Consider the following 18,995-nt stretch of genomic DNA (forward strand, 5'->3'; position numbering starts at 1 on the left):
GGGCCGAGGGCGGCCCCTCCCCACTCCTCCCGCAACGTACTACGCTACGTAGTATCCGCGTGAGGAGGCCCCGATGACCCAGCTGGTGCACGACTTCGAGACCGGTGGGATGGAGCAGAAGGACCTGCTCGGCGGGAAGGGTGCCAACCTCGCGGAGATGACGCGGCTCGGGCTGCCCGTGCCGCCCGGCTTCACGATCACGACCGACGCCTGCCGCGCCTACCTGGCGACCGGATCGGTGCCGGACGGGCTCTTCGCCGAGGTCGACGCCCACCTCGCCCGCCTCGAGGAGCGAGTGGGGCGCCGGCTCGGCGACCCCGACGACCCGCTGCTCGTCTCGGTGCGGTCCGGCGCGAAGTTCTCGATGCCCGGGATGATGGAGACCGTCCTCGACATCGGCCTCGGCGACGCCTCCGTCGAGGGCCTGGCGCGCCACACGGGCTCCCCGCGCTTCGCGTGGGACTCCTACCGGCGCCTCGTCCAGATGTACGGCAGGACCGTGCTCGGCGTCGAGGGCGACCGGTTCGAGGACGCCATCGAGGCCGCCAAGCGCGCCAAGGGGGTCGCGGCCGACGTCGACCTCGACGCGGACGACCTGCGCAACCTCGTCGCCGGCTTCAGGGCCGTCGTCGAGGAGGACGCCGGACGCCCGTTCCCCCAGGACCCGCGCGAGCAGCTGCGCGGGGCCGTCGTCGCCGTCTTCGACTCGTGGAACTCCGACCGTGCCGCCCTCTACCGACGCCGGGAGCGCATCCCCGCCGACCTCGGCACGGCGGTCAACGTCCAGGTGATGGTCTTCGGCAACCGCGGGCCGGACAGCGGGTCGGGCGTCGCGTTCACGCGTGACCCTGCCACCGGGGCGGCCGGCGGCTACGGCGACTACCTCGCCGACGCGCAGGGCGAGGACGTCGTCGCCGGGGTGCGCAACACGCTGTCCCTCGACGAGCTCGAGCGGCTCCACCCCGGCCCGCACGCCGAGCTGCTCGACATCATGCGGCGCCTCGAGTCGCACTACCGCGACATGTGCGACATCGAGTTCACCGTCGAACAGGGTCGGCTGTGGATGCTCCAGACCCGCGTCGGCAAGCGCACGGCGGAGGCCGCGTTCCGCATCGCCACCGACCTCGTCGACGAGGGCGTCATCTCCGAGGAGGAGGCCCTCGGCCGCGTCACCGGCGACCAGCTCGCCCAGCTGATGTTCCCCCACTTCGACCTCCACGCCGACCGCACCCTCCTGGCCACCGGCATGAGCGCCTCACCCGGCGCGGCGGTCGGCGAGGCCGTGTTCGACTCCGGGACGGCGGTCTCGCGAGCGGCGGCGGGCCGCCCCGTCATCCTCGTGCGCCGGGAGACGACCCCCGACGACCTGCACGGGATGGTCGCCGCGGCCGGCATTCTCACGAGCCGGGGTGGCAAGACCTCGCACGCGGCCGTCGTCGCCCGCGGCATGGGGCGGACCTGCGTCTGCGGCGCCGAGACCCTCGAGGTCGACGTGCGCGCCCGCCGGTTCACGACCCACGACGGGACGGTCATCGAGGAGGGCGACGTCCTCTCGATCGACGGCTCGACCGGCGAGGTGTTCGCGGGCGAGGTGCCGGTACGGCCCTCCCCCATCGTCCGCTGGTTCGAGGGGACGACAGCCGCCGAGGACGGCGGCCCCGTCGTCGCGGCGGTGGACCGGCTGATGCGGGTCGCCGACCGCCATCGCCGGATGTCGGTGCGCGCCAACGCCGACAACGCGGCCGACGCCGCGCGCGCTCGCCGGTTCGGCGCCGAGGGCATCGGGCTGTGTCGCACCGAGCACATGTTCCTCGGTGAGCGCCGAGAGCTCGTCGAGCGGCTCATCCTCACCGACACCCCGGAGGAGCGGCAGGAGGTGTTCGACGAGCTGCTCCCCCTCCAACGGGCCGACTTCGTCGAGATCCTCACGGCGATGGACGGCCTGCCCGTGACCGTGCGGCTGCTCGACCCACCGCTCCACGAGTTCCTCCCCGACCTCACCGACCTGTCGGTCAGGGTGGCCGTCGCCGAGGCCACCGGGCAGCCGCACGACAAGGAGTCGCGCCTCCTCCTCGCGGTGCAGCGGCTGCACGAGCAGAACCCGATGCTCGGCCTGCGCGGGGTGCGGCTCGGGATCGCCATCCCCGGCCTGTTCCAGATGCAGGCAAGGGCGATCCTCGAGGCGGCGGCGGTCGTCACCGGCCGCGGTGGGGCCGCCCTGCCCCAGATCATGGTCCCGCTCGTCGGGGCCGTCGAGGAGCTGCGCGCGATCCGCTCCGAGATCGACGCCGCCGCCCACGAGGCCCGGGTCGCGCACGGCGTCCACCTCGACCACCGCGTCGGGACCATGATCGAGCTCCCGCGGGCCGCCCTCACCGCCGGAGCCATCGCCGAGGCGGCGGACTTCTTCTCCTTCGGCACCAACGACCTCACCCAGACGACGTGGGGCTTCTCGCGCGACGACGTCGAGTCGAGCTTCTTCTCGCGGTACATGGAGGCCGGCATCCTCGGGGTGTCGCCGTTCGAGACGATCGACCGCGACGGCGTCGGGCGCCTCGTGCGGATCGGGACCGAGGAGGGACGCCGCACCCGCCCGGACCTGGAGGTCGGCGTCTGCGGCGAGCACGGCGGGGACCCCGAGTCGGTCTGCTGGTTCGACGAGTGCGGCCTGGACTACGTCTCGTGCTCGCCGTTCCGGGTGCCCGTCGCGCGGCTGGAGGCCGGGCGCGCCACGGTGCTGCGGGAGCGGGCCGGTCGAGGCCGCGGGCGGACGCACGACGGCCCGGGCCTGCCTGAGGCAGGACCCGGGCCGTCGTGATCGTGGGGGTGAGTCCGTTGGTGGAGGTGGCGGGAATCGAACCCGCGTCCACTGACGGGAAACCAGGGCTTCTCCGGGTGCAGTGCGCTACGGATTTTCTCGGCCCCAGCGCTCGCGCGCACACGTCCGCTGACAGGCCCAGTCGAGTGAGAGTCCCGCGCCGTCCCCCGACATGACGACGCAGCAAGATCTCTGGATGACGCTGGCTACCGGGGCGAGATCAGACCCGGGCCAACGGACTTCGGGCTCGCTCAGGCGGCGAGGGCGAAGTCGGTGCGCTTGGAATCGGCACCTGTTGGTTTGCACGGAGCGTTGACGAGATGACCGTGCGTCCTCGACCCGCTTCCCCATGGTCAGCCGACCAATGTCGAAACCGATCACCCCCCTGAGGGGGCTCACTCCCACGCTGTTCAGTTGTGCTCACCGGCGGTTCCCGCGGACGAGTCCGTCGGCGCTGCCAGTATGCCCGTCAACGTCCAGGGGACCCAAACGGATTCCCGTTCGCGGCACCCCGGCCCGAATGCTTTACGCCCCGAACCGCAAAGGTCTAATCTCAGGCCATTGTTCGAGGGTGCGACGCACCCCGGCCCCGTGAGGAGCACGATGAGCGAGTCCCGATCCGCCTCCCCCGCTGGACGCCGAGCCGCCGGCGTCAGCTACGAGCACGCCGACGCCAGCTACTTCGAGAAGCGCGGGCTCGCCCGCCACGCCGGCGCCTGGTCTCTCTGGGCCCTGGGCGTCGCGGCCGTCATCAGCGGCGACTTCAGTGGCTGGAACCTGGGCATCGGCGAGGCCGGCTGGGGCGGCATGTTCGTCGCCACGGTCGTCATCGGCCTCATGTACCTGCTGATGATCTACAGCATCGCCGAGATGTCCGCGCTCATGCCCCACACCGGTGGGGCCTACTCCTTCGCCCGATCGGCGATGGGCCCGTGGGGCGGGTACGTCACCGGACTCGCCGAGACGATCGAGTACGTCATCACGACGGCCGTCGTCGGGACGTTCGCCGGCCTGTACGCCGACGCCATCACCGACGACCTGTTCGGCTTCACGATGCCGCTGTGGTTGTGGGTCGTCGTCTTCTACGTGATCTTCGTCGGCCTGAACTCCGCCGGGGCCGCGGCCTCGTTCCGGTTCGCGGTGGCCATCGCCGTGATCTCGCTCGCGGTCCTCGGCGTCTTCTTCGTCCTCGCGATCTTCTCCGGCCGCTTCTCGTGGGACAACCTGTGGAACATCGCCCCCGAGGGCGGCAACAGCACCTTCCTGCCGTTCGGGATCGGCGGCGTGCTCGCCGCGCTGCCGTTCGCCATCTGGTTCTTCCTCGGCATCGAGGAGCTGCCGCTCGCCGCCGAGGAGACGCACACCCCGCAGGAGGACATCCCGCGGGGCTCGCTCATGGGCATGTGGACCCTGCTCGTCACCGCGTTCCTCGTGCTCGTCCTCAACCCCGGCGTCATCGGTGCGGAGGAGATCTCCGACAGCGGCGAGCCCATCCTCGACGGCTTCCGCGCGATCTTCCCGAACAGCAGCATCGCCTCGCTGCTGGCCCTCTTCGCGCTCGCCGGACTCGTGGCCTCGTTCCAGGGCATCATGTTCGCCGCCGGGCGGAACATGTACTCCCTGTCCCGCGCCGGGTACTACCCGAAGGTCCTCTCGCTCACGGGGAGCCGGAAGGTGCCGTGGGTCGCGCTGCTCACGAGCGCGGTCATCGGGGTGGTGCTCGTGTTCGGTCTGGGAGCCATCCGCAACGAGCCCGGCGAGTCCGCGACGGACGCCTCGGTCGTCGTCGCCGGACAGCTGCTCAACGTCGCGGTCTTCGGGGCCGTCATCGCCTACGTGCTGCAGATGGTGGCCTTCCTCATGCTGCGGCGGAAGTACGCCGACGTCACCCGCCCCTACCGCAGCCCGGTGGGCGTCGGCGGCGCCGTCGTGGCCGCGGTCATCTCCGCGCTCACCCTCCTCATCCTCCCGTTCAACGAGGCCTACCGGTCGGTGGTCGTCGGCGTCGCCATCTTCTTCGCCATCGGCCTGCTGTACTTCGCGCTCTACGGGCGGCACCGCCTGGTGTTCTCACCCGAGGAGGAGTTCGCGATGACGCACGGCCTGCACGGGCACCCGGAGTCCGAGGGGTACGACGCGACCGAGCGCCTCGCCGAGCGCGGCGAGGACCGGGCGCCGTAGCACCCGGCATCGGGACGGCCCGGACTCAGCCGACGAGCCCGGAGCGGTAGGCGGCCACCACGGCCTGGAGGCGGTCACGAACGCCGAGCTTCATGAGGATGCGGGCGACGTGGGTCTTCACGGTGCCCTCGACGATGAACAGGGCGGTGGCGATCTCCGCGTTCGAGCACCCCTCCGCCATCAGCCCGAGGACCTCGCGCTCGCGGGCCGTCAGGTCGGCCACGGGGCCCGGTGACGAGGGCGCCGGGCGGGCAGCGAGCTCGACGGCGACCCGCCGGGCCACCGACCGGGCGAGGACGGCGTCACCAGCGGCCGCGGCGCGCACGGCCCCGACGAGGCGCTCGGCCGGGGCGTCCTTGAGGAGGAAGCCCGCGGCCCCCCGGGCGAGCGCCTCGCGGACGTTGGCGTCGGTGTCGAAGGTCGTGAGGACGACGACCGCCGACCGCGAGCCGGCGAGGGCACGGAGCACGCCGAGACCGTCGAGCACGGGCATGCGGAGGTCGAGGAGGACGACGTCGGGGTCCGTGGACCGCACCAGGTCGAGGGCACGGCCCCCGTCGGCCGCCTCGCCGACGACCTGCACGTCGGCCTCGCCGGCGAGGATGAGGCGCAGACCGGTGCGGACGAGCTCCTCGTCGTCGACGAGCAGCACGCGGATCATGGCCGCTCCGTCGGCAGCACCGCGCGCACGGAGAAGCCTCCCGCCGGCATCGGGCCGGCCTCGAGGGTGCCGCCGAAGAGCCGCACCCGCTCGCGCATCCCGTCGAGCCCGTGGCCCGTCCCGCCGGCGGGGGCGGAGCCGTCGCCGTCGTCGACGACGCGCACCTCGACCTCGCCGGCCCGGTAGGTCACGCCCACACGGGCGCGGGCCCGACCGGCGTGCCGCAGCGCGTTGGTCAGCGCCTCCTGGGCGACGCGGTAGAGGGACAGGTCGACCGCGGCCGGCAGCGGACGCTCGGGGCCGTCGACGGCCAGCTCGACGGGGAGGCCGGCCCGGCCCACCCGGTCGACGAGCGCGGGCAGCTGCGCCAGCCCGGGCCTCGGGTCGAGGTCGTCGCGCGCCTCCTCGACGTGGAGGACGTCGAGGAGGCGGCGGAGCTCGGTCATCCCCTCGCGGCCCGTGGCCTCGATCGCGGCGAGCGCTCCCTCCGCCGCGGCCGGGTCGGTCGCGAGGACCCGTCGGCCTGCCTGGGCCTGGAGGACGATGACGGCCATGCTGTGCGCCACGAGGTCGTGGAGCTCACGGGCGATGGCGGCCCGCTCGTGGACGACCGCCTCACGCGCCGCGGCCTGCTGGTCGCGCTGGAGCGCCTCGGCCCGACCCTCGAGGTCGTCGACCTCCCGGCGCCGGGACCGCAGCCACCGCCCCAGGCCGAGGACGCCGGCGAGGATGGCCCACGCCGGGAGCACCTCGTCGAGGGGTGCTCCCGCCCGGAGCCGCGGGACGTCGACGGCCGCGACGAGAACGGCGACGAGCAGGACGCCCGCCGCGGCGGTCCGGGCACCCGCGTGCCGCCCGAGGGAGAACACGACGACGACGACGGCGAACCACTGGTAGCCACCCTCACCGCCCAGGACGTGGTCGGCGACCACCGCCGCGAGGACGGCCACCGTCACGGGCAGTGGCTGACGACGGGCGAGGAGCAGCGGCAGCGTGGCGGCGAGGGCGAGCAGCGCGTTGAGCCCGCGCCCACCGACCGGGTAGGCCGGTGGCGCGGTCCAGATCTGTGCCTGGGCCAGCACGGCGAGGGCGAGGACCATGACCGCGAGGGCGGCGCGGGCGAGCCCGGGGCGAGCCATGGGCCCACTGTAGGGAGGCCGCGCTCCCTGCGCGTCCCTCCTGCGACAGATGTCCCGGGCCGGACGACGGCGCCCCGTCCTGCTCCCTAGCGTCGTCGGAACCGACCCAGAAGGAGGACCCCATGTCCCGCACAGCCCGTTCCGCCGTCGCCGCCCTCGTCCTCGCCGTGCCCGTGGTCGCCGAGGTCGCCCGCCCCGATCTCTTCGGCTCCGTCGCAGGTCACCTGGTGGGCGCCGCATCGCAGGTGCTCGGCTGGGGGCTGCTCGCCTCCGTCGTCGCCGACGCCCCGGACGCGGCGCGGGTGGCGTCGCCGCGAGGGCGGCGCGTCGTCCTCGCCGCGTGCGCGCTCCAGGTGCTCTTCGGCCTGGCGTACGGGGCGACGGCGCTCGACGGCGAGCCGTTCGAGGGCGTGTTCGTCTTCTTCCTCCTCGGGTTCGTCGCCCTCCTCGTCGGCGGACCACTGTGGGCCGGGCGGCTCCGGCGCCTCCCCGGCGCCCGCGCCGCCGTGACCGGCCTGCTCAGCGTGGCGGTCCTCGGCACCCTCGCCGTGCTCGTCGAGCCCGACCCGTTCCACGACATCGCCCTCGTCGGCGCGTACCTCGCCTGGGTCCTCGTCGGGCACGGCCTCAGCCGGCTCGAGCACTCCACGTCGAGGCACCAGGGACAGGCCGCCGCGGACGAGACCGCTCCCGTACGGTCCGACGCCGGATGACCCGATCGGCCTCCGGTCCACGGGCAGGAACGGCAGGACGTCGTCGTGACGGTCCTCACTAGGCTGGCCCGCAGCCGGCTCGACCGCCGGAGCGCCGTGCCCCACCTCGACCGGGAGGTCCCACGTGTTCTCGAAGATCCTCGTCGCCAACCGCGGGGAGATCGCCGTCCGGGCGTTCCGCGCCGCCACCGAGCTCGGCGCCAAGACGGTCGCCGTGTTCCCGCACGAGGACCGCACGAGCGAGCACCGGCTCAAGGCCGACGAGTCGTACGAGATCGGCGAGAAGGGGCACCCGGTCCGGGCCTACCTCGACCACGCGAACATCGTCCGGGTGGCCGTCGAGTGCGGCGCCGACGCCGTGTACCCCGGCTACGGCTTCCTCTCCGAGAACCCGGACCTCGCCGAGGCGTGCCAGGCCAACGGCATCACCTTCATCGGCCCGCCGGCGTCCGCCCTCCACCTCGCCGGCAACAAGGCGCGCGCCATCGCCGCGGCTCGCGCGGCCGGGCTGCCCACCCTGGACAGCGCCGAGCCCACGACCGACCTCGACGCCCTCGCGGCGGCCGCCGAGGAGATCGGCTTCCCGGTCTTCGTCAAGGCGGTCTCCGGCGGCGGCGGGCGCGGCATGCGCCGGGTCGACGACCCCTCCACCCTGCGCGACTCCCTCGAGGCCGCCCAGCGCGAGGCCGACGCGGCGTTCGGCGACCCCACCCTCTACCTCGAGCAGGCCGTCGTGCGGCCCCGCCACATCGAGGTCCAGGTCCTCGCCGACGGCACCGGCACCGTGCTGCACCTCTTCGAGCGTGACTGCTCGGTGCAGCGCCGCCACCAGAAGGTCGTCGAGATCGCCCCGGCCCCGAACCTCGACCCCGCGATCCGCGACCGCATGTGCGCCGACGCCGTCCGCTTCGCCGAGTCGATCGGGTACGTCAACGCCGGCACCGTCGAGTTCCTCCTCGGTGAGGACGGCCGCTACGTCTTCATCGAGATGAACCCGCGGATCCAGGTCGAGCACACCGTCACCGAGGAGGTCACCGACGTCGACCTCGTCATCTCCCAGATGCGGATCGCCGCCGGTGAGACCTTCGAGGACCTCGGTATGCGGCAGGAGGACATCTACCTGCGCGGCGCCGCCCTCCAGTGCCGGATCACCACCGAGGACCCCGCGAACGGGTTCCGCCCGGACGCCGGCCTGATCACCGTCTACCGCTCGGCCGGAGGCGGCGGCGTCCGCCTCGACGGGGGCACCGTCTTCGTCGGCGCCCAGGTGAGCCCCCACTTCGACTCGATGCTCGTCAAGCTGACCTGTCGCGGCCGCACCTTCCCCATGGCCGTGCGGCGCGCGCGACGGGCGTTGGCGGAGTTCCGGATCCGTGGCGTCTCCACGAACATCCCGTTCCTCGAGGCGGTGCTCGCCGACCCGGTGTTCCAGCGCGGTGAGGCGACGACGAGCTTCATCGACGAGCGCCCCGAGCTCCTCGAGGCGCGGATGGGGGGAGACCGCGGCACCAAGCTGCTCACCTACCTCGCCGACGTCACGGTCAACCAGCCGCACGGCCCGGCCACGACGTTCCTCAAGCCCCGCACCAAGCTCCCCCCGATCGACCGCGACGCCCCCGTGCCGCCGGGCAGCCGCGACCTCCTCCTGCGCGTCGGCCCGGCCGAGTTCGCCCGGCAGCTGCGCGAACGCACCGACGTGCCCGTCACCGACACGACGTTCCGCGACGCCCACCAGAGCCTGCTCGCCACCCGGATGCGCACCCGCGACCTGCTGCACGTCGCCGGGCACGTCTCGCGCCTCACGCCCCAGCTGCTGTCGATGGAGGCGTGGGGCGGCGCCACGTACGACGTCGCGCTCCGCTTCCTCAGCGAGGACCCGTGGGAGCGGCTGGCCCTCCTGCGCGAGGCGATGCCCAACATCCCGCTCCAGATGCTGCTGCGCGGGCGCAACACCGTCGGCTACACGCCCTACCCGACGAAGGTCACCGACGCCTTCGTCCACGAGGCCGCCCGCACCGGGCTCGACATCTTCCGGATCTTCGACTCGCTCAACGACGTCGAGCAGATGCGGCCGGCCGTCGACGCCGTCCTCGACACCGGCACGGCCGTCGCCGAGGTCGCCCTGTGCTACACCGGCAACCTCCTCGACCCGCGCGAGGAGCTCTACACGCTCGACTACTACCTGCGCCTCGCCGAGCAGATCGTCGGCACCGGCGCCCACGTCCTCGCCATCAAGGACATGGCCGGGCTCCTGCGGGCACCGGCGGCGACGCGTCTGGTCACCGCCCTGCGGCAGAACTTCGACCTCCCGGTCCACCTGCACACGCACGACACCGCGGGCGGCCAGATCGGCACCCTGCTCGCCGCGATCGACGCCGGCGTCGACGCCGTCGACGCCGCGACCTCCTCGATGGCCGGCACGACGAGCCAGCCCAGCCTGTCGGCCCTCGTCGCCGCCACCGACGGCACCGAGCGCGAGACCGGCCTCGACATCGACGCCGTCTTCTCGCTCGAGCCGTACTGGGAGGCCGTGCGCCAGATCTACAAGCCGTTCGAGTCCGGGCTGGCCTCGCCCACCGGGCGGGTGTACTTCCACGAGATCCCCGGCGGCCAGCTGTCGAACCTGCGCCAGCAGGCCATCGCCCTCGGCCTCGGCGACCGGTTCGAGGACATCGAGGACATGTACGCCGCGGCGAACAAGATCCTCGGCAACGTCGTCAAGGTGACCCCGTCGAGCAAGGTCGTCGGGGACCTCGCCCTCGCCCTCGTGGGCGCCGGCGCCGACCCGGCCGACTTCGAGGCGAACCCCACGAAGTACGACATCCCCGACTCGGTCATCGGCTTCCTCGAGGGCGAGCTCGGCGACCCGCCCGGCGGCTGGCCCGAGCCGTTCCGGACCAAGGCACTCCAGGGACGCAAGGCCCGCCCGCGCACGACCGAGCTGACGCCCGAGCAGGAGGAGGCGCTGGCCACCGACCCGCGGCGCACCCTCAACCGGCTGCTGTTCCCCGGCCCGACGAGCGAGTTCGAGACGAGCCGCGAGCGCTACGGCAACCTGTCGGTCCTCAGCACCGTCGAGTTCCTCCACGGGCTCCGGCAGGGCAGCGAGTACGAGGCCGAGATCGAGGCCGGCAAGCGGCTGCTCCTCGGGATCACCTCGGTCGGGGAGGCCGACCGGCAGGGCATGCGCACCGTCATGTGCACCCTCAACGGCCAGTTCCGCCCCATCCAGGTGCGCGACCGCTCCGTCGCGGCCGACGTCAAGGCCGCGGAGAAGGCCGACCCGTCGAACACCGGGCACGTCCCGGCACCGTTCGCGGGGGTCGTGACACCGACGGTGGCCGAGGGCGAGACGGTCGAGGCCGGCGGCGTCGTCGCGACGATCGAGGCGATGAAGATGGAGGCCAACATCACCAGCCCGATCGGGGGCACCGTCGAACGACTCGCCATCAGCGGGCACCAGCAGGTGGAGGGCGGCGACCTCATCCTCGTCGTCTCCCCCGCCTGACCCGGCCGCCCACCCGTCGTCGGGACCTGCTCCGTCACGAAAGCCCCGCCCCGCCCGGCACGGGCCTAGCGTGGGGAGCTCCTCGCATCCGGTCGAGACGTGGCTTGGTGCTCCACCCCGCGAGAAGGAGAGCGACATGGGATTCGACGACAAGATCGAGAACGCCAAGGACGACCTGGTGGGCAAGGGCAAGGAAGCCACCGGGAAGGCCACCGACAACGAGCGCCTCGAGGCCGAGGGCCGCGTCGAGCAGGCCGAGGCCGACCTCGACCAGGCCGGCGAGAAGGTCAAGGACGCCTTCAAGCACTGAACCTCCGAGGATCCGGGCTCCCTGCCCCGGTCCGGACGGGCCGTTCCGCACCACGCGGGACGGCCCGTCCCACGTCCGGCGGGGGCGGCCCTACCAGCTGCCGCCCGAGGACCCTCCGCCGCCGCCACCGCTGAACCCACCGCCACCGCTGAACCCGCTCGACCCGGACGAGCCGGGGGTGGAGACGAAGGTGCCCGCGGCCACGGTGGAGAAGGAGTCCATGCTCGACGCGACGTCGGAGAAGCCGCCCGACCCCCAGCCGCCGACGTACCAGACCGGGCTCGCGACGGTGTGGCCCGCCGCGGCGGCCGCGGCCGCCACCTCCTCGAAGGTCTGTGCCCACCGGTCGGCGAGGCCGAAGACGATGGCGTACGGGAGGAAGCGGCTGAAGACGTCCTGGGCCTCCTCCCACCGGATCTGGTTCGCCTCGGCGGTCGCGATGTACCGCTCGAAACCCCTGGACTGCGCGAGGACGGCCGACCCGACCGCGGTGCGCGCCGCCATCCGGCGCCCGAGCGAGCGGACGAGGAGGCCCGCGACGGCCACCCCGCCGGCGAGGACCCACACGGGTGAGAGCGGGAAGCTCGCGTCGCCGAACAGTCCGGAGAGCCCACCGCCGCCGACGAAGGCGAGGACGGCGGCACCGACGACCATGACCGTGCCGAGGGCGACCCAGCCGGAGCGCTGCCGCTCGGGGCTGCGGCGGAACCAGCCGCGCTGGACGACCTCCTCGTACATGAGCCGCTCGACGGCGTCGAGGGTCGGCTTGAACCGGTTCTTCAGCTGCGAGAGGGCGACCCGGTCGCCCACCGCGAAGACGGAGTCGAGGAGCGTCTGCTCGTAGGGTGCGAGGGCGGCGGCGCCGGCGGGCGGTGCGGTGCGGGTCAGCACCCAGTCGTCGGGGCGGAAGAAGCCCTGGTCGTCGCGCGAGATCGTCAGGTGTCCGCGGACCGCGAGGTCGACGAGGGTCGCGGTGACGTCGACGAGGTTGACCTCCTCGTCGACGATCGTTCCGACCATCCCGGGCTGCACCCCGGCCGGCGGCGTGAACTGGACGGCCACCGTGGGGGCCGGGCCCCCGACGACGACCGGGGTGTCCTGCCCCAGCCCGGGCCGGAGGCCGGGGGTCAGGCCGGCGTACTGCTCGTCGCGGCCGCGGTTCCACACGAGCAGGCCCATGAGCGAGCCGGCGAGGAGTGGGAGGAGGATGCCGCCGCCGATGGCCAGCCAGCCGAGCGCGCGGGCCTGGCCGGGACTGAGCGCGCTGCCGATCTCGGCGTCCGCGGCCCCCTCGCGCAGGTCCGGCGTGAGGTCGCCGAACGCCTCGCGGGGGTAGGAGGTGATGACGCTCGCCCCCTCCTCCGGCCCGAGGTCGGGCACGGCGAAGGTCGAGGTGAGGCCGGCCTGTGCCTCGCACGGCGTCGTCGACCCGAGCTCGCCGTAGAAGCAGGCCGCCTTCGTGGCCGGCACACCGGCCGTGACGCTCGCCGACACCTGCCGCTGGGGGAAGGCGTTCGAGGTGTCGACGAGGTCGTAGTAGAACTCGGCCGTGCCGTCACCGATGTCGTTGACGACCTTCGCGAGTCGGAACCGGACGACGTAGTCCTCGACGGCGCCGACGGTCTGCGACGGGCTGCCGATCCGGATGCGGCGGAACGCCCCGAAGTCCTGCACCGCGATGTCCGTGGGCGCCCCGGACGGCGAGGTCGCCTCGACGCCGGTCAGCTCGTAGTACCGGTAGACGTCCTTGCGGTCCTGGTAGCCGGCTCGAACCTGGACGTTGCGCAGGATGCCGTGGCGCTCCTCACCGTCCGGGAAGCGCCAGCGGATGGTCTCGGTGACGATGACCGAGCCGTCCTGCTGGACCTGGAAGGTCGTCGAGAGCCGCTCGGCCTCCTCCTGCGCGGGGACGGCGGCGCCGGGGGCGGCCCAGGTCGCGAGGGCCGGGACGGCGTCGCTCCCGCTCGTCGGGGAGGCCGCGGAGGCGGACACGGGCGCGGGGGCGGCGACCGCCAGGGTGGTGAGGAGGGCGAGGGCGAGCAGCGTCGTCCGGGACCGGGCGACGAGGCGGGGGGCGCGCCGGACGGGGCCGGTCACTCAGTCCTCGCCGCGGCGGCGGGCCGACATCGCGCGCTCGGCCTCGCGGTTGTCCTGCCGCTCGCGCAGCGCGTGGCGCTTGTCGTAGGCCTTCTTGCCCTTGGCGATGGCGATCTCGACCTTGGCCCGCCCGTCCTTGAAGTACAGCGACAGGGGGACGATGGTGTGGCCGCTCTCGCGGGTCAGGTGCGAGATCTTCGTCAGCTCCTTGCGGTGCAGCAGGAGCTTGCGCTTGCGGCGCGGCGCGTGGTTGGTCCAGGTGCCGTTGGAGTACTCGGGGATGTGGACGCCCTCGAGGTAGAGCTCGTCGCCGTCGAAGCCGGCCCAGCCGTCGACGAGGGAGGCCCTGCCCATGCGCAGGGCCTTCACCTCGGTCCCCGTCAGGACGAGCCCCGCCTCGAACGTGTCCTCGATGAGGTAGTCGTGACGGGCCTTGCGGTTGCTCGCGACGAGCTTTCGTCCGGTCTCCTTGGCCACGAGGAGGAGGCTACCCGTCGGGGCGGTGCGGCTCAGAGCCACTTCCGCGGGTCGACGAAGTCTCCGTCCTCCAGCGTCTCGAAGTGCAGGTGGCAGCCGGTGGAGGTCCCGGTGGTGCCGACGTAGCCCACGACCTGCCCGCGCGAGACGTGCCCACTCCACTTCCGGATGCTCTGGAGGTGGTTGTAGGTGGTCGCGAGGCTGTCGCCGCTGACGATGCCGTGGTCGATGACGACGCGGTTGCCGTAGCCGCCGGCGCCGCCGGACATGATGACGGTGCCGCTGGCCGCCGCGCGGACGGCGGTGCCGCACGGAGCGGCGTAGTCGCGACCCGAGTGCAGCTTCCAGTAGTGGTAGACCGGGTGGAAGCGCATGCCGTACTCGGAGCTGACGCGGTACGGGCTGGGCCGGCTCAGGTAGCCGTCGCCTCCCCCACCCCCGCCTCCGCCACCGCCGCCGGAGGACTGGCCCTTCTTCCTCTTCTTGGCGGCGGCCGCGGCGGCCTTCTTCTTCGCCTCGGCGGCGCGCTTGGCGAGGATCGCCTTGAGCCGGGCCTGCTCGGACTGCAGCCCCTTGAGCTTGGCCTTGTCGCGGGCGAGCTTGGACTCGACGGTCTTGGCCTGGCTGGCCTGCCTGGCGGCCAGGGCGTCGAGGGAAGCCTTGGCGCGGGCCGCGGCGTCGCGGGCCTTCTTCGCCTTGGCGAGGGCGACCTCGGCCTGCTTCTTCTTCGCCGCCGAGTCGGCCCGCAGCGCGGAGAGGTGCTCCTCGAGGGCGGCGAGGCTGGCCCGCTCGCTCGCGAGCCGCTCCATCGCCTCGCTCTGGACGTCCATGACCGTGTCGACGAGGGCGATCCGGTCGGCGAACTGCTGCGGGTCGGAGCTCGTCAGGGCCATGTCGAGCTGCCCGAAGCCCTGCTCCTGGTAGATCTGCGCGGCGAACTGGGCGACCCGGGTGCGGCTCTCGGTGACCTCGGTCGTCGTCTCGGTCAGCTCGGCCTCGGTCTTCTTCTCGCTCGCGACCGCGGCGGCGAGCTCCTGCGCGGCGACGGCGTTGGCACGGTCCGCGGCGGCAGCGGCGCCTTCGGCCTTGGCGAGGCCGGCCTGCGCACCGGGGAGGGCGGCGCGGGTCTTCTGCAGGGCGACGTAGGCGGCGGCGAGGTCGGAGCTGGTGTCCTCGAGCTGCTCGCGCACCTTGTCGATCTGCGCGTCGACCTTCTTCTTGTCCTTGCCCGGGTCGGACCCCGTGGGCAGCGCCTGCGCGGACGTCGAGGCGAGGGCCGCGGCGGCGAGCACCGCGGTCCCGAGGGCGATCGCCCGGCGAGAGGTGCGCGTGGGCGCACGGTCAGGTCGTCCCATGGTCACCATTGGTAACACGTTTCACACCCGTTCGGGTACTCGACGGGCGGATTCGAGTGTCGCAGGACGGCAGACCGGTGTCAGGCGGTTCACAGGTTCTGCTCGCCGCGCGTGCGGGCGGGAGGTCAGACCCGCAGGTACCGGCGCAGGGTGACCAGGCTGGTCAGCACGGCGATCGAGAGGACCCCGAGGAACATCCACGGGGCGATGACCCACACGTCCGAGGTCCCGATGAACGCCTGGCTCAGCGCGATCTGGATGAACCCCTCGTTGAAGACGTACCGCGTGAGGGCGACGAGCAGCCCGACGGCGAGGCCCACCCCGAGGCCGGAGACGATGACCATCTCCAGGATGAACGGCATCCGGATGGTCCAGTTCGACGCCCCGACGAGGCGCATGATGCCGATCTCCCGGCGTCTGATGAAGGCCGCCTGCCGGATCGTCGTCGCCATGAGCAGGGCGGCACAGGCCGCCATGAGGGCCGCGAGGAAGACGGCGAACAGGGTGATCCACCGGATGATCGAGAAGAACTTGCTGAGGACCTTCTCCTGGTCCTGCACGGTCGCGACGCCCGGAGCACCCTCGAACTGGTCGGTGACCACGGCGTACTTCGTCGGGTCGTTCAGCTGCACCCGCAGGCTCTGGGGGATGTCGCCGACCTGGACGTTGCCGCTGATCGGGCTGTTGCGGAACTGCTCCTTGAAGCGGTCGTAGGCCTCCTGCTCGGACTCGAAGAACACGGCCTTGACCTCGGGCAGCGCCTCGAGCTGGCGCTCCAGCGACTCCTTCTCGCCCTCGGTGGCCGCCCGGTTCTCGCAGTTGGGCTGGAGGGAGTTCGCGGTGCACAGGTAGATGGAGACCTGGATGCGGTCGTACCAGTAGCCCTTCATCGTGTCGGCCTGCCGCTGGGCGAGCAGCCCGAGGCCGAGGAGGAACATCGACACCATCGTCACGAGGACGACCGAGACGGCCATCGAGACGTTGCGGCGCAGGCCGGAGCCGACCTCGGACGCCAGGAAGCGGGGCTGCACGGGTCAGTCCTCCGTGTCGGGGTGGTAGGCGGCGTCCTCCGCGTCCCGGACGACGTGTCCGTCGCTCAGCTGGATGACGCGGCGCCGGAGCGCGTTGACGATGTCGTGGTCGTGCGTCGCCATGACGATCGTCGTGCCGGTGCGGTTGATCCGCTCGAGGAGCCGGACGATGTCGAGGCTGATCGCCTGGTCCAGGTTTCCGGTCGGCTCGTCGCACAGCAGGATCTGGGGCCGGTTGACGACCGCGCGCGCGATCGCGACGCGCTGCTGCTCACCACCGGAGAGCTGGTGGGGGAAGCGCTTCTCCTTGCCGCCGAGGCCGACCATCTCGAGCGTCTCGGGCACGAGCTGGCGGATGGCGTGGCGCGGCTTGCCGATGACCTGGAGGGCGTAGGCGACGTTCTCGTGGACGGTCTTGTTCGGCAGCAGCCGGAAGTCCTGGAAGACCGCGCCCATCTCGCGCCGCAGCCGCGGGACCTGGCGCATCGGCATCTTCTGCAGGTCGTGACCGCCGACGAGGACGCTGCCCTCGGTGGCGGCCTCCTCGCGCAGCGCGAGCCGCAGGATCGTCGACTTGCCGGACCCGGACGGCCCGACGACGAAGACGAACTCCCCTCGCTCGATCGAGACGCTGACGCCGTCGACGGCAGGGCGTGTCGACCGGGGGTAGACCTTGGTGACGTTCTCGAAGCGGATCATGCGCGGGAGGAGCCCTCACGGGTCGGGAGCGGACGCGGACCGCACCCGGTGGGGCACGGCATCCGTTCGAGGATAGGTCGCCGACCTCCGGGTCGTGGTCAGCCCCCGGACTTTCGGCGGGTCACCGGCCGGGTCTGCACACTCGGCCGATGGCGCGCCGCCGTTCGTCCCTCGGGGACGCTGCCGTACCGGGCGGGCGGCGGCTCGGGGGTCAGCCGGTGGTGACGGTGGGCAGCCCGGGCGACCGGTCGTCCTCCGACGGCGCGGCGAGGACGGTGCGGAACGTCTCCTCGACCATCAGCACGGCGCGGCGTGCCTCGTCCTCGGGGAGGAACGGCGCCAGGGGGACGTCGTCCGGCCACCAGTGCGTGTAGTCGTGGCCCTCGAGGGGGGCGGGAGCACGCCAGCCGAGCCCGAGGAGCGCGTCGTGCTCCTGGCGCGAGAGGGGAAAGGTCCCCCCGACCACGTCGGACCCGATGCAGAACCCGCGAAGGTGGTGCTCCGAGCGTCTGAGCCGCACCCACGGCGCGACGTCCTCGTAGCGCCCGGGGACCAGCCCCCGCAGGCGCGGCCTGCGCAGCCGGGCCGGGCGGACGGCGGCGTCGGGCGCGGTGAGGGTCAGAGACCCGCCGTCGGTCAGCCCGGCGAGGGCGGCGAGCAGTCGCTCGCGCCAGTCGGCCCAGTCCCCCGCGCCCAGGCGCGTCGCGTCGGCAGCGGACACGTCTCAGCCCCCCGCGTTCGCCTTCTCCTGGGCGATCCGCCACCGGATGCCGGCCTCGATGAAGTCGTCGATGTCGCCGTCGAAGACCTTGTCGGGGTTGCCGACCTCGTGCTCGGTGCGCAGGTCCTTGACCATCTGGTAGGGCTGGAGGACGTAGGAACGCATCTGGTCACCCCAGCTCGCCTTGATGTCGCCCGCGAGCTCCTTGCGCTCGGCGGCCTCCTCGGCGCGCTTGAGCAGGAGCAGCCGCGACTGCATGACGCGCAGGGCCGCCGCGCGGTTCTGGATCTGGCTCTTCTCGTTCTGCATCGACACGACGGTGCCGGTGGGGATGTGCGTCATCCGGACCGCGGAGTCGGTGGTGTTGACCGACTGGCCGCCGGGCCCGCTGGAGCGGAACACGTCGATCTTGAGGTCGTTCTCGGGGATCTCGATCGAGTCGGTGCCCTCGATGAGGGGGATGACCTCGACCGCGGCGAAGCTCGTCTGGCGACGGCCCTGGTTGTCGAACGGGCTGATCCGCACGAGGCGGTGCGTCCCGCCCTCGACGGAGAGGTTGCCGTAGGCGTAGGGCACGTTGACCTCGAAGGTCGCCGACTTCAGGCCGGCCTCCTCGGCGTACGAGGTGTCCATGACCTGCGTCGGGTACCCGTGCCGCTCGGCCCAGCGCAGGTACATCCGCAGGAGCATCTCGGCGAAGTCGGCGGCGTCGACCCCGCCGGCCCCGGCGCGGATCGTCACGACCGCGGCCCGCTCGTCGTACTCACCGGAGAGCAGGGTGCGGACCTCCAGCTCACCGACGGCCTTCTTCAGCGCCGCGAGCTCGCGCTCGGCCTCGGCGAGGGTCTCGGCGTCGTCCTCCTCCTGGCCCATCTCGACGAGGACCTCGAGGTCGTCGACGCGCGCGGTCATCCCGGTGACCCGGTCGTACTCGGCCTTGGCGCGCGAGAGCCCGGAGGTGACGGCCTGCGCCTTCTCCTGGTCGTCCCAGAGGTTCGGGTCGGACGCCTGCCGCTCGAAGTCGGCGATGGTCGCCTCGAGGGCGGCGAGGTCGGTGACCTCCTGCACGGACGCCATGGTCGTGCGGAGGTCCTTGATCTCCTGGGAGAAGTCGACAGCCACGAGGGGCAAGCCTACGCGAGCGCGGCGGCCGCCCCGACCGCACGCGGCGGCCCTGCGGATCGGTGCCCGCCCGGCCGGGCGGGCGGGTTCGTACGGGGAAGTCCTGACTGCCCACGTGGGACGTCGGCCGGTTCCATGTCGGGATGGCCGACCGGCCATGTTC

General features: G+C 72.6%; 14 protein-coding genes and 1 other RNA gene. 5 read left to right on the forward strand and 10 right to left on the reverse strand.

What is annotated here, in order from left to right; all coding sequences use genetic code 11:
- The first annotated feature begins 73 nt into the window (after nt 1–73).
- The gene (gene ppdK / locus ACK8HX_RS14315) at nt 74–2,818 is read left to right on the forward strand and encodes a pyruvate, phosphate dikinase (protein ID WP_411941396.1); all 2,745 of its coding nucleotides are present in this window, start codon (nt 74–76) and stop codon (nt 2,816–2,818) included.
- 18 nt (nt 2,819–2,836) lie between these two features.
- Here ppdK and ssrA read toward each other — a convergent pair.
- Nucleotides 2,837–3,203, reverse strand: a transfer-messenger RNA (tmRNA) gene (gene ssrA, locus ACK8HX_RS14320).
- 218 nt (nt 3,204–3,421) lie between these two features.
- On the opposite strand from ssrA, the gene ACK8HX_RS14325 reads away from it, so the two are divergent.
- A complete protein-coding gene (locus ACK8HX_RS14325) occupies nt 3,422–4,999 on the forward strand; it encodes an amino acid permease (RefSeq protein ID WP_411941397.1) in 1,578 nt (525 codons plus the stop codon).
- Nucleotides 5,000–5,024: 25 nt separating this feature from the next.
- Here the strand turns inward: ACK8HX_RS14325 and ACK8HX_RS14330 are convergent, their stop codons facing one another.
- Together ACK8HX_RS14330 and ACK8HX_RS14335 are read right to left on the reverse strand one after the other, a co-directional pair.
- Nucleotides 5,025–5,660 (reverse strand): response regulator, encoded by a 636-nt coding sequence (locus tag ACK8HX_RS14330; protein WP_411941398.1) that lies wholly within the window; start codon nt 5,658–5,660, stop codon nt 5,025–5,027.
- Nucleotides 5,657–6,799, reverse strand: coding sequence for a sensor histidine kinase (locus ACK8HX_RS14335; protein ID WP_411941399.1), 1,143 nt, complete (start codon nt 6,797–6,799; stop codon nt 5,657–5,659). The genes ACK8HX_RS14330 and ACK8HX_RS14335 overlap by 4 nt, the downstream gene beginning before the upstream one ends.
- Before the next feature lie 122 nt (nt 6,800–6,921).
- Between ACK8HX_RS14335 and ACK8HX_RS14340 the strand changes: the two genes are divergently transcribed.
- The 3 genes from ACK8HX_RS14340 to ACK8HX_RS14350 all read left to right on the forward strand — a co-directional run bounded on the left by ACK8HX_RS14340 (nt 6,922) and on the right by ACK8HX_RS14350 (nt 11,330).
- Nucleotides 6,922–7,512 carry a hypothetical protein gene (locus ACK8HX_RS14340; protein WP_411941400.1) on the forward strand — a complete coding sequence of 197 codons (591 nt, stop codon included), beginning with the start codon at nt 6,922–6,924 and terminating at the stop codon, nt 7,510–7,512.
- Nucleotides 7,513–7,636: 124 nt separating this feature from the next.
- On the forward strand, nt 7,637–11,020 hold the full coding sequence (locus ACK8HX_RS14345; RefSeq protein ID WP_411941401.1) for a pyruvate carboxylase: 3,384 nt from the start codon (nt 7,637–7,639) through the stop codon (nt 11,018–11,020).
- A gap of 136 nt (nt 11,021–11,156) precedes the next feature.
- On the forward strand, nt 11,157–11,330 hold the full coding sequence (locus tag ACK8HX_RS14350; RefSeq protein ID WP_411941402.1) for a CsbD family protein: 174 nt from the start codon (nt 11,157–11,159) through the stop codon (nt 11,328–11,330).
- A 90-nt stretch (nt 11,331–11,420) separates the two neighbouring features.
- On the opposite strand, the gene ACK8HX_RS14355 is transcribed toward ACK8HX_RS14350, so the two are convergent.
- The 7 genes from ACK8HX_RS14355 to prfB form a co-directional block, all read right to left on the reverse strand.
- Nucleotides 11,421–13,427, reverse strand: coding sequence for a DUF2207 domain-containing protein (locus ACK8HX_RS14355; protein ID WP_411941403.1), 2,007 nt, complete (start codon nt 13,425–13,427; stop codon nt 11,421–11,423).
- Entirely contained in the window at nt 13,428–13,904 is a 477-nt protein-coding gene (gene smpB / locus ACK8HX_RS14360; RefSeq protein WP_411941404.1) for an SsrA-binding protein SmpB, read from the reverse strand.
- A gap of 32 nt (nt 13,905–13,936) precedes the next feature.
- Entirely contained in the window at nt 13,937–15,259 is a 1,323-nt protein-coding gene (locus ACK8HX_RS14365; protein WP_411941405.1) for a M23 family metallopeptidase, read from the reverse strand.
- 125 nt (nt 15,260–15,384) lie between these two features.
- Nucleotides 15,385–16,290, reverse strand: coding sequence for a permease-like cell division protein FtsX (gene ftsX, locus ACK8HX_RS14370; protein WP_411941406.1), 906 nt, complete (start codon nt 16,288–16,290; stop codon nt 15,385–15,387).
- 3 nt (nt 16,291–16,293) lie between these two features.
- Nucleotides 16,294–16,989, reverse strand: coding sequence for a cell division ATP-binding protein FtsE (gene ftsE, locus ACK8HX_RS14375; RefSeq protein ID WP_411941407.1), 696 nt, complete (start codon nt 16,987–16,989; stop codon nt 16,294–16,296).
- 211 nt (nt 16,990–17,200) lie between these two features.
- Nucleotides 17,201–17,710 carry a TY-Chap domain-containing protein gene (locus ACK8HX_RS14380; RefSeq protein WP_411941408.1) on the reverse strand — a complete coding sequence of 170 codons (510 nt, stop codon included), beginning with the start codon at nt 17,708–17,710 and terminating at the stop codon, nt 17,201–17,203.
- 3 nt (nt 17,711–17,713) lie between these two features.
- A complete protein-coding gene (gene prfB / locus ACK8HX_RS14385) occupies nt 17,714–18,832 on the reverse strand; it encodes a peptide chain release factor 2 (protein WP_411941409.1) in 1,119 nt (372 codons plus the stop codon).
- Nucleotides 18,833–18,995: the final 163 nt, after the last annotated feature.

Origin of the sequence: Oryzobacter faecalis, assembly GCF_046764005.1 — a bacterium.
In the GTDB taxonomy this organism is placed as follows: Bacteria; Actinomycetota; Actinomycetes; order Actinomycetales; family Dermatophilaceae; genus Oryzobacter; species Oryzobacter faecalis.

What these genes read in the sequence shown, in the direction of transcription:
- ftsE (WP_411941407.1), bottom strand. Translation starts at nt 16,989, where the DNA reads ATGATCCGCTTCGAGAACGTCACCAAGGTCTACCCCCGGTCGACACGC.
- ACK8HX_RS14330 (WP_411941398.1), bottom strand. Translation starts at nt 5,660, where the DNA reads ATGATCCGCGTGCTGCTCGTCGACGACGAGGAGCTCGTCCGCACCGGT.
- ACK8HX_RS14340 (WP_411941400.1), top strand. Translation starts at nt 6,922, where the DNA reads ATGTCCCGCACAGCCCGTTCCGCCGTCGCCGCCCTCGTCCTCGCCGTG.
- ppdK (WP_411941396.1), top strand. Translation starts at nt 74, where the DNA reads ATGACCCAGCTGGTGCACGACTTCGAGACCGGTGGGATGGAGCAGAAG.
- ACK8HX_RS14325 (WP_411941397.1), top strand. Translation starts at nt 3,422, where the DNA reads ATGAGCGAGTCCCGATCCGCCTCCCCCGCTGGACGCCGAGCCGCCGGC.
- ACK8HX_RS14335 (WP_411941399.1), bottom strand. Translation starts at nt 6,799, where the DNA reads ATGGCTCGCCCCGGGCTCGCCCGCGCCGCCCTCGCGGTCATGGTCCTC.
- ACK8HX_RS14350 (WP_411941402.1), top strand. Translation starts at nt 11,157, where the DNA reads ATGGGATTCGACGACAAGATCGAGAACGCCAAGGACGACCTGGTGGGC.
- ACK8HX_RS14365 (WP_411941405.1), bottom strand. Translation starts at nt 15,259, where the DNA reads ATGGGACGACCTGACCGTGCGCCCACGCGCACCTCTCGCCGGGCGATC.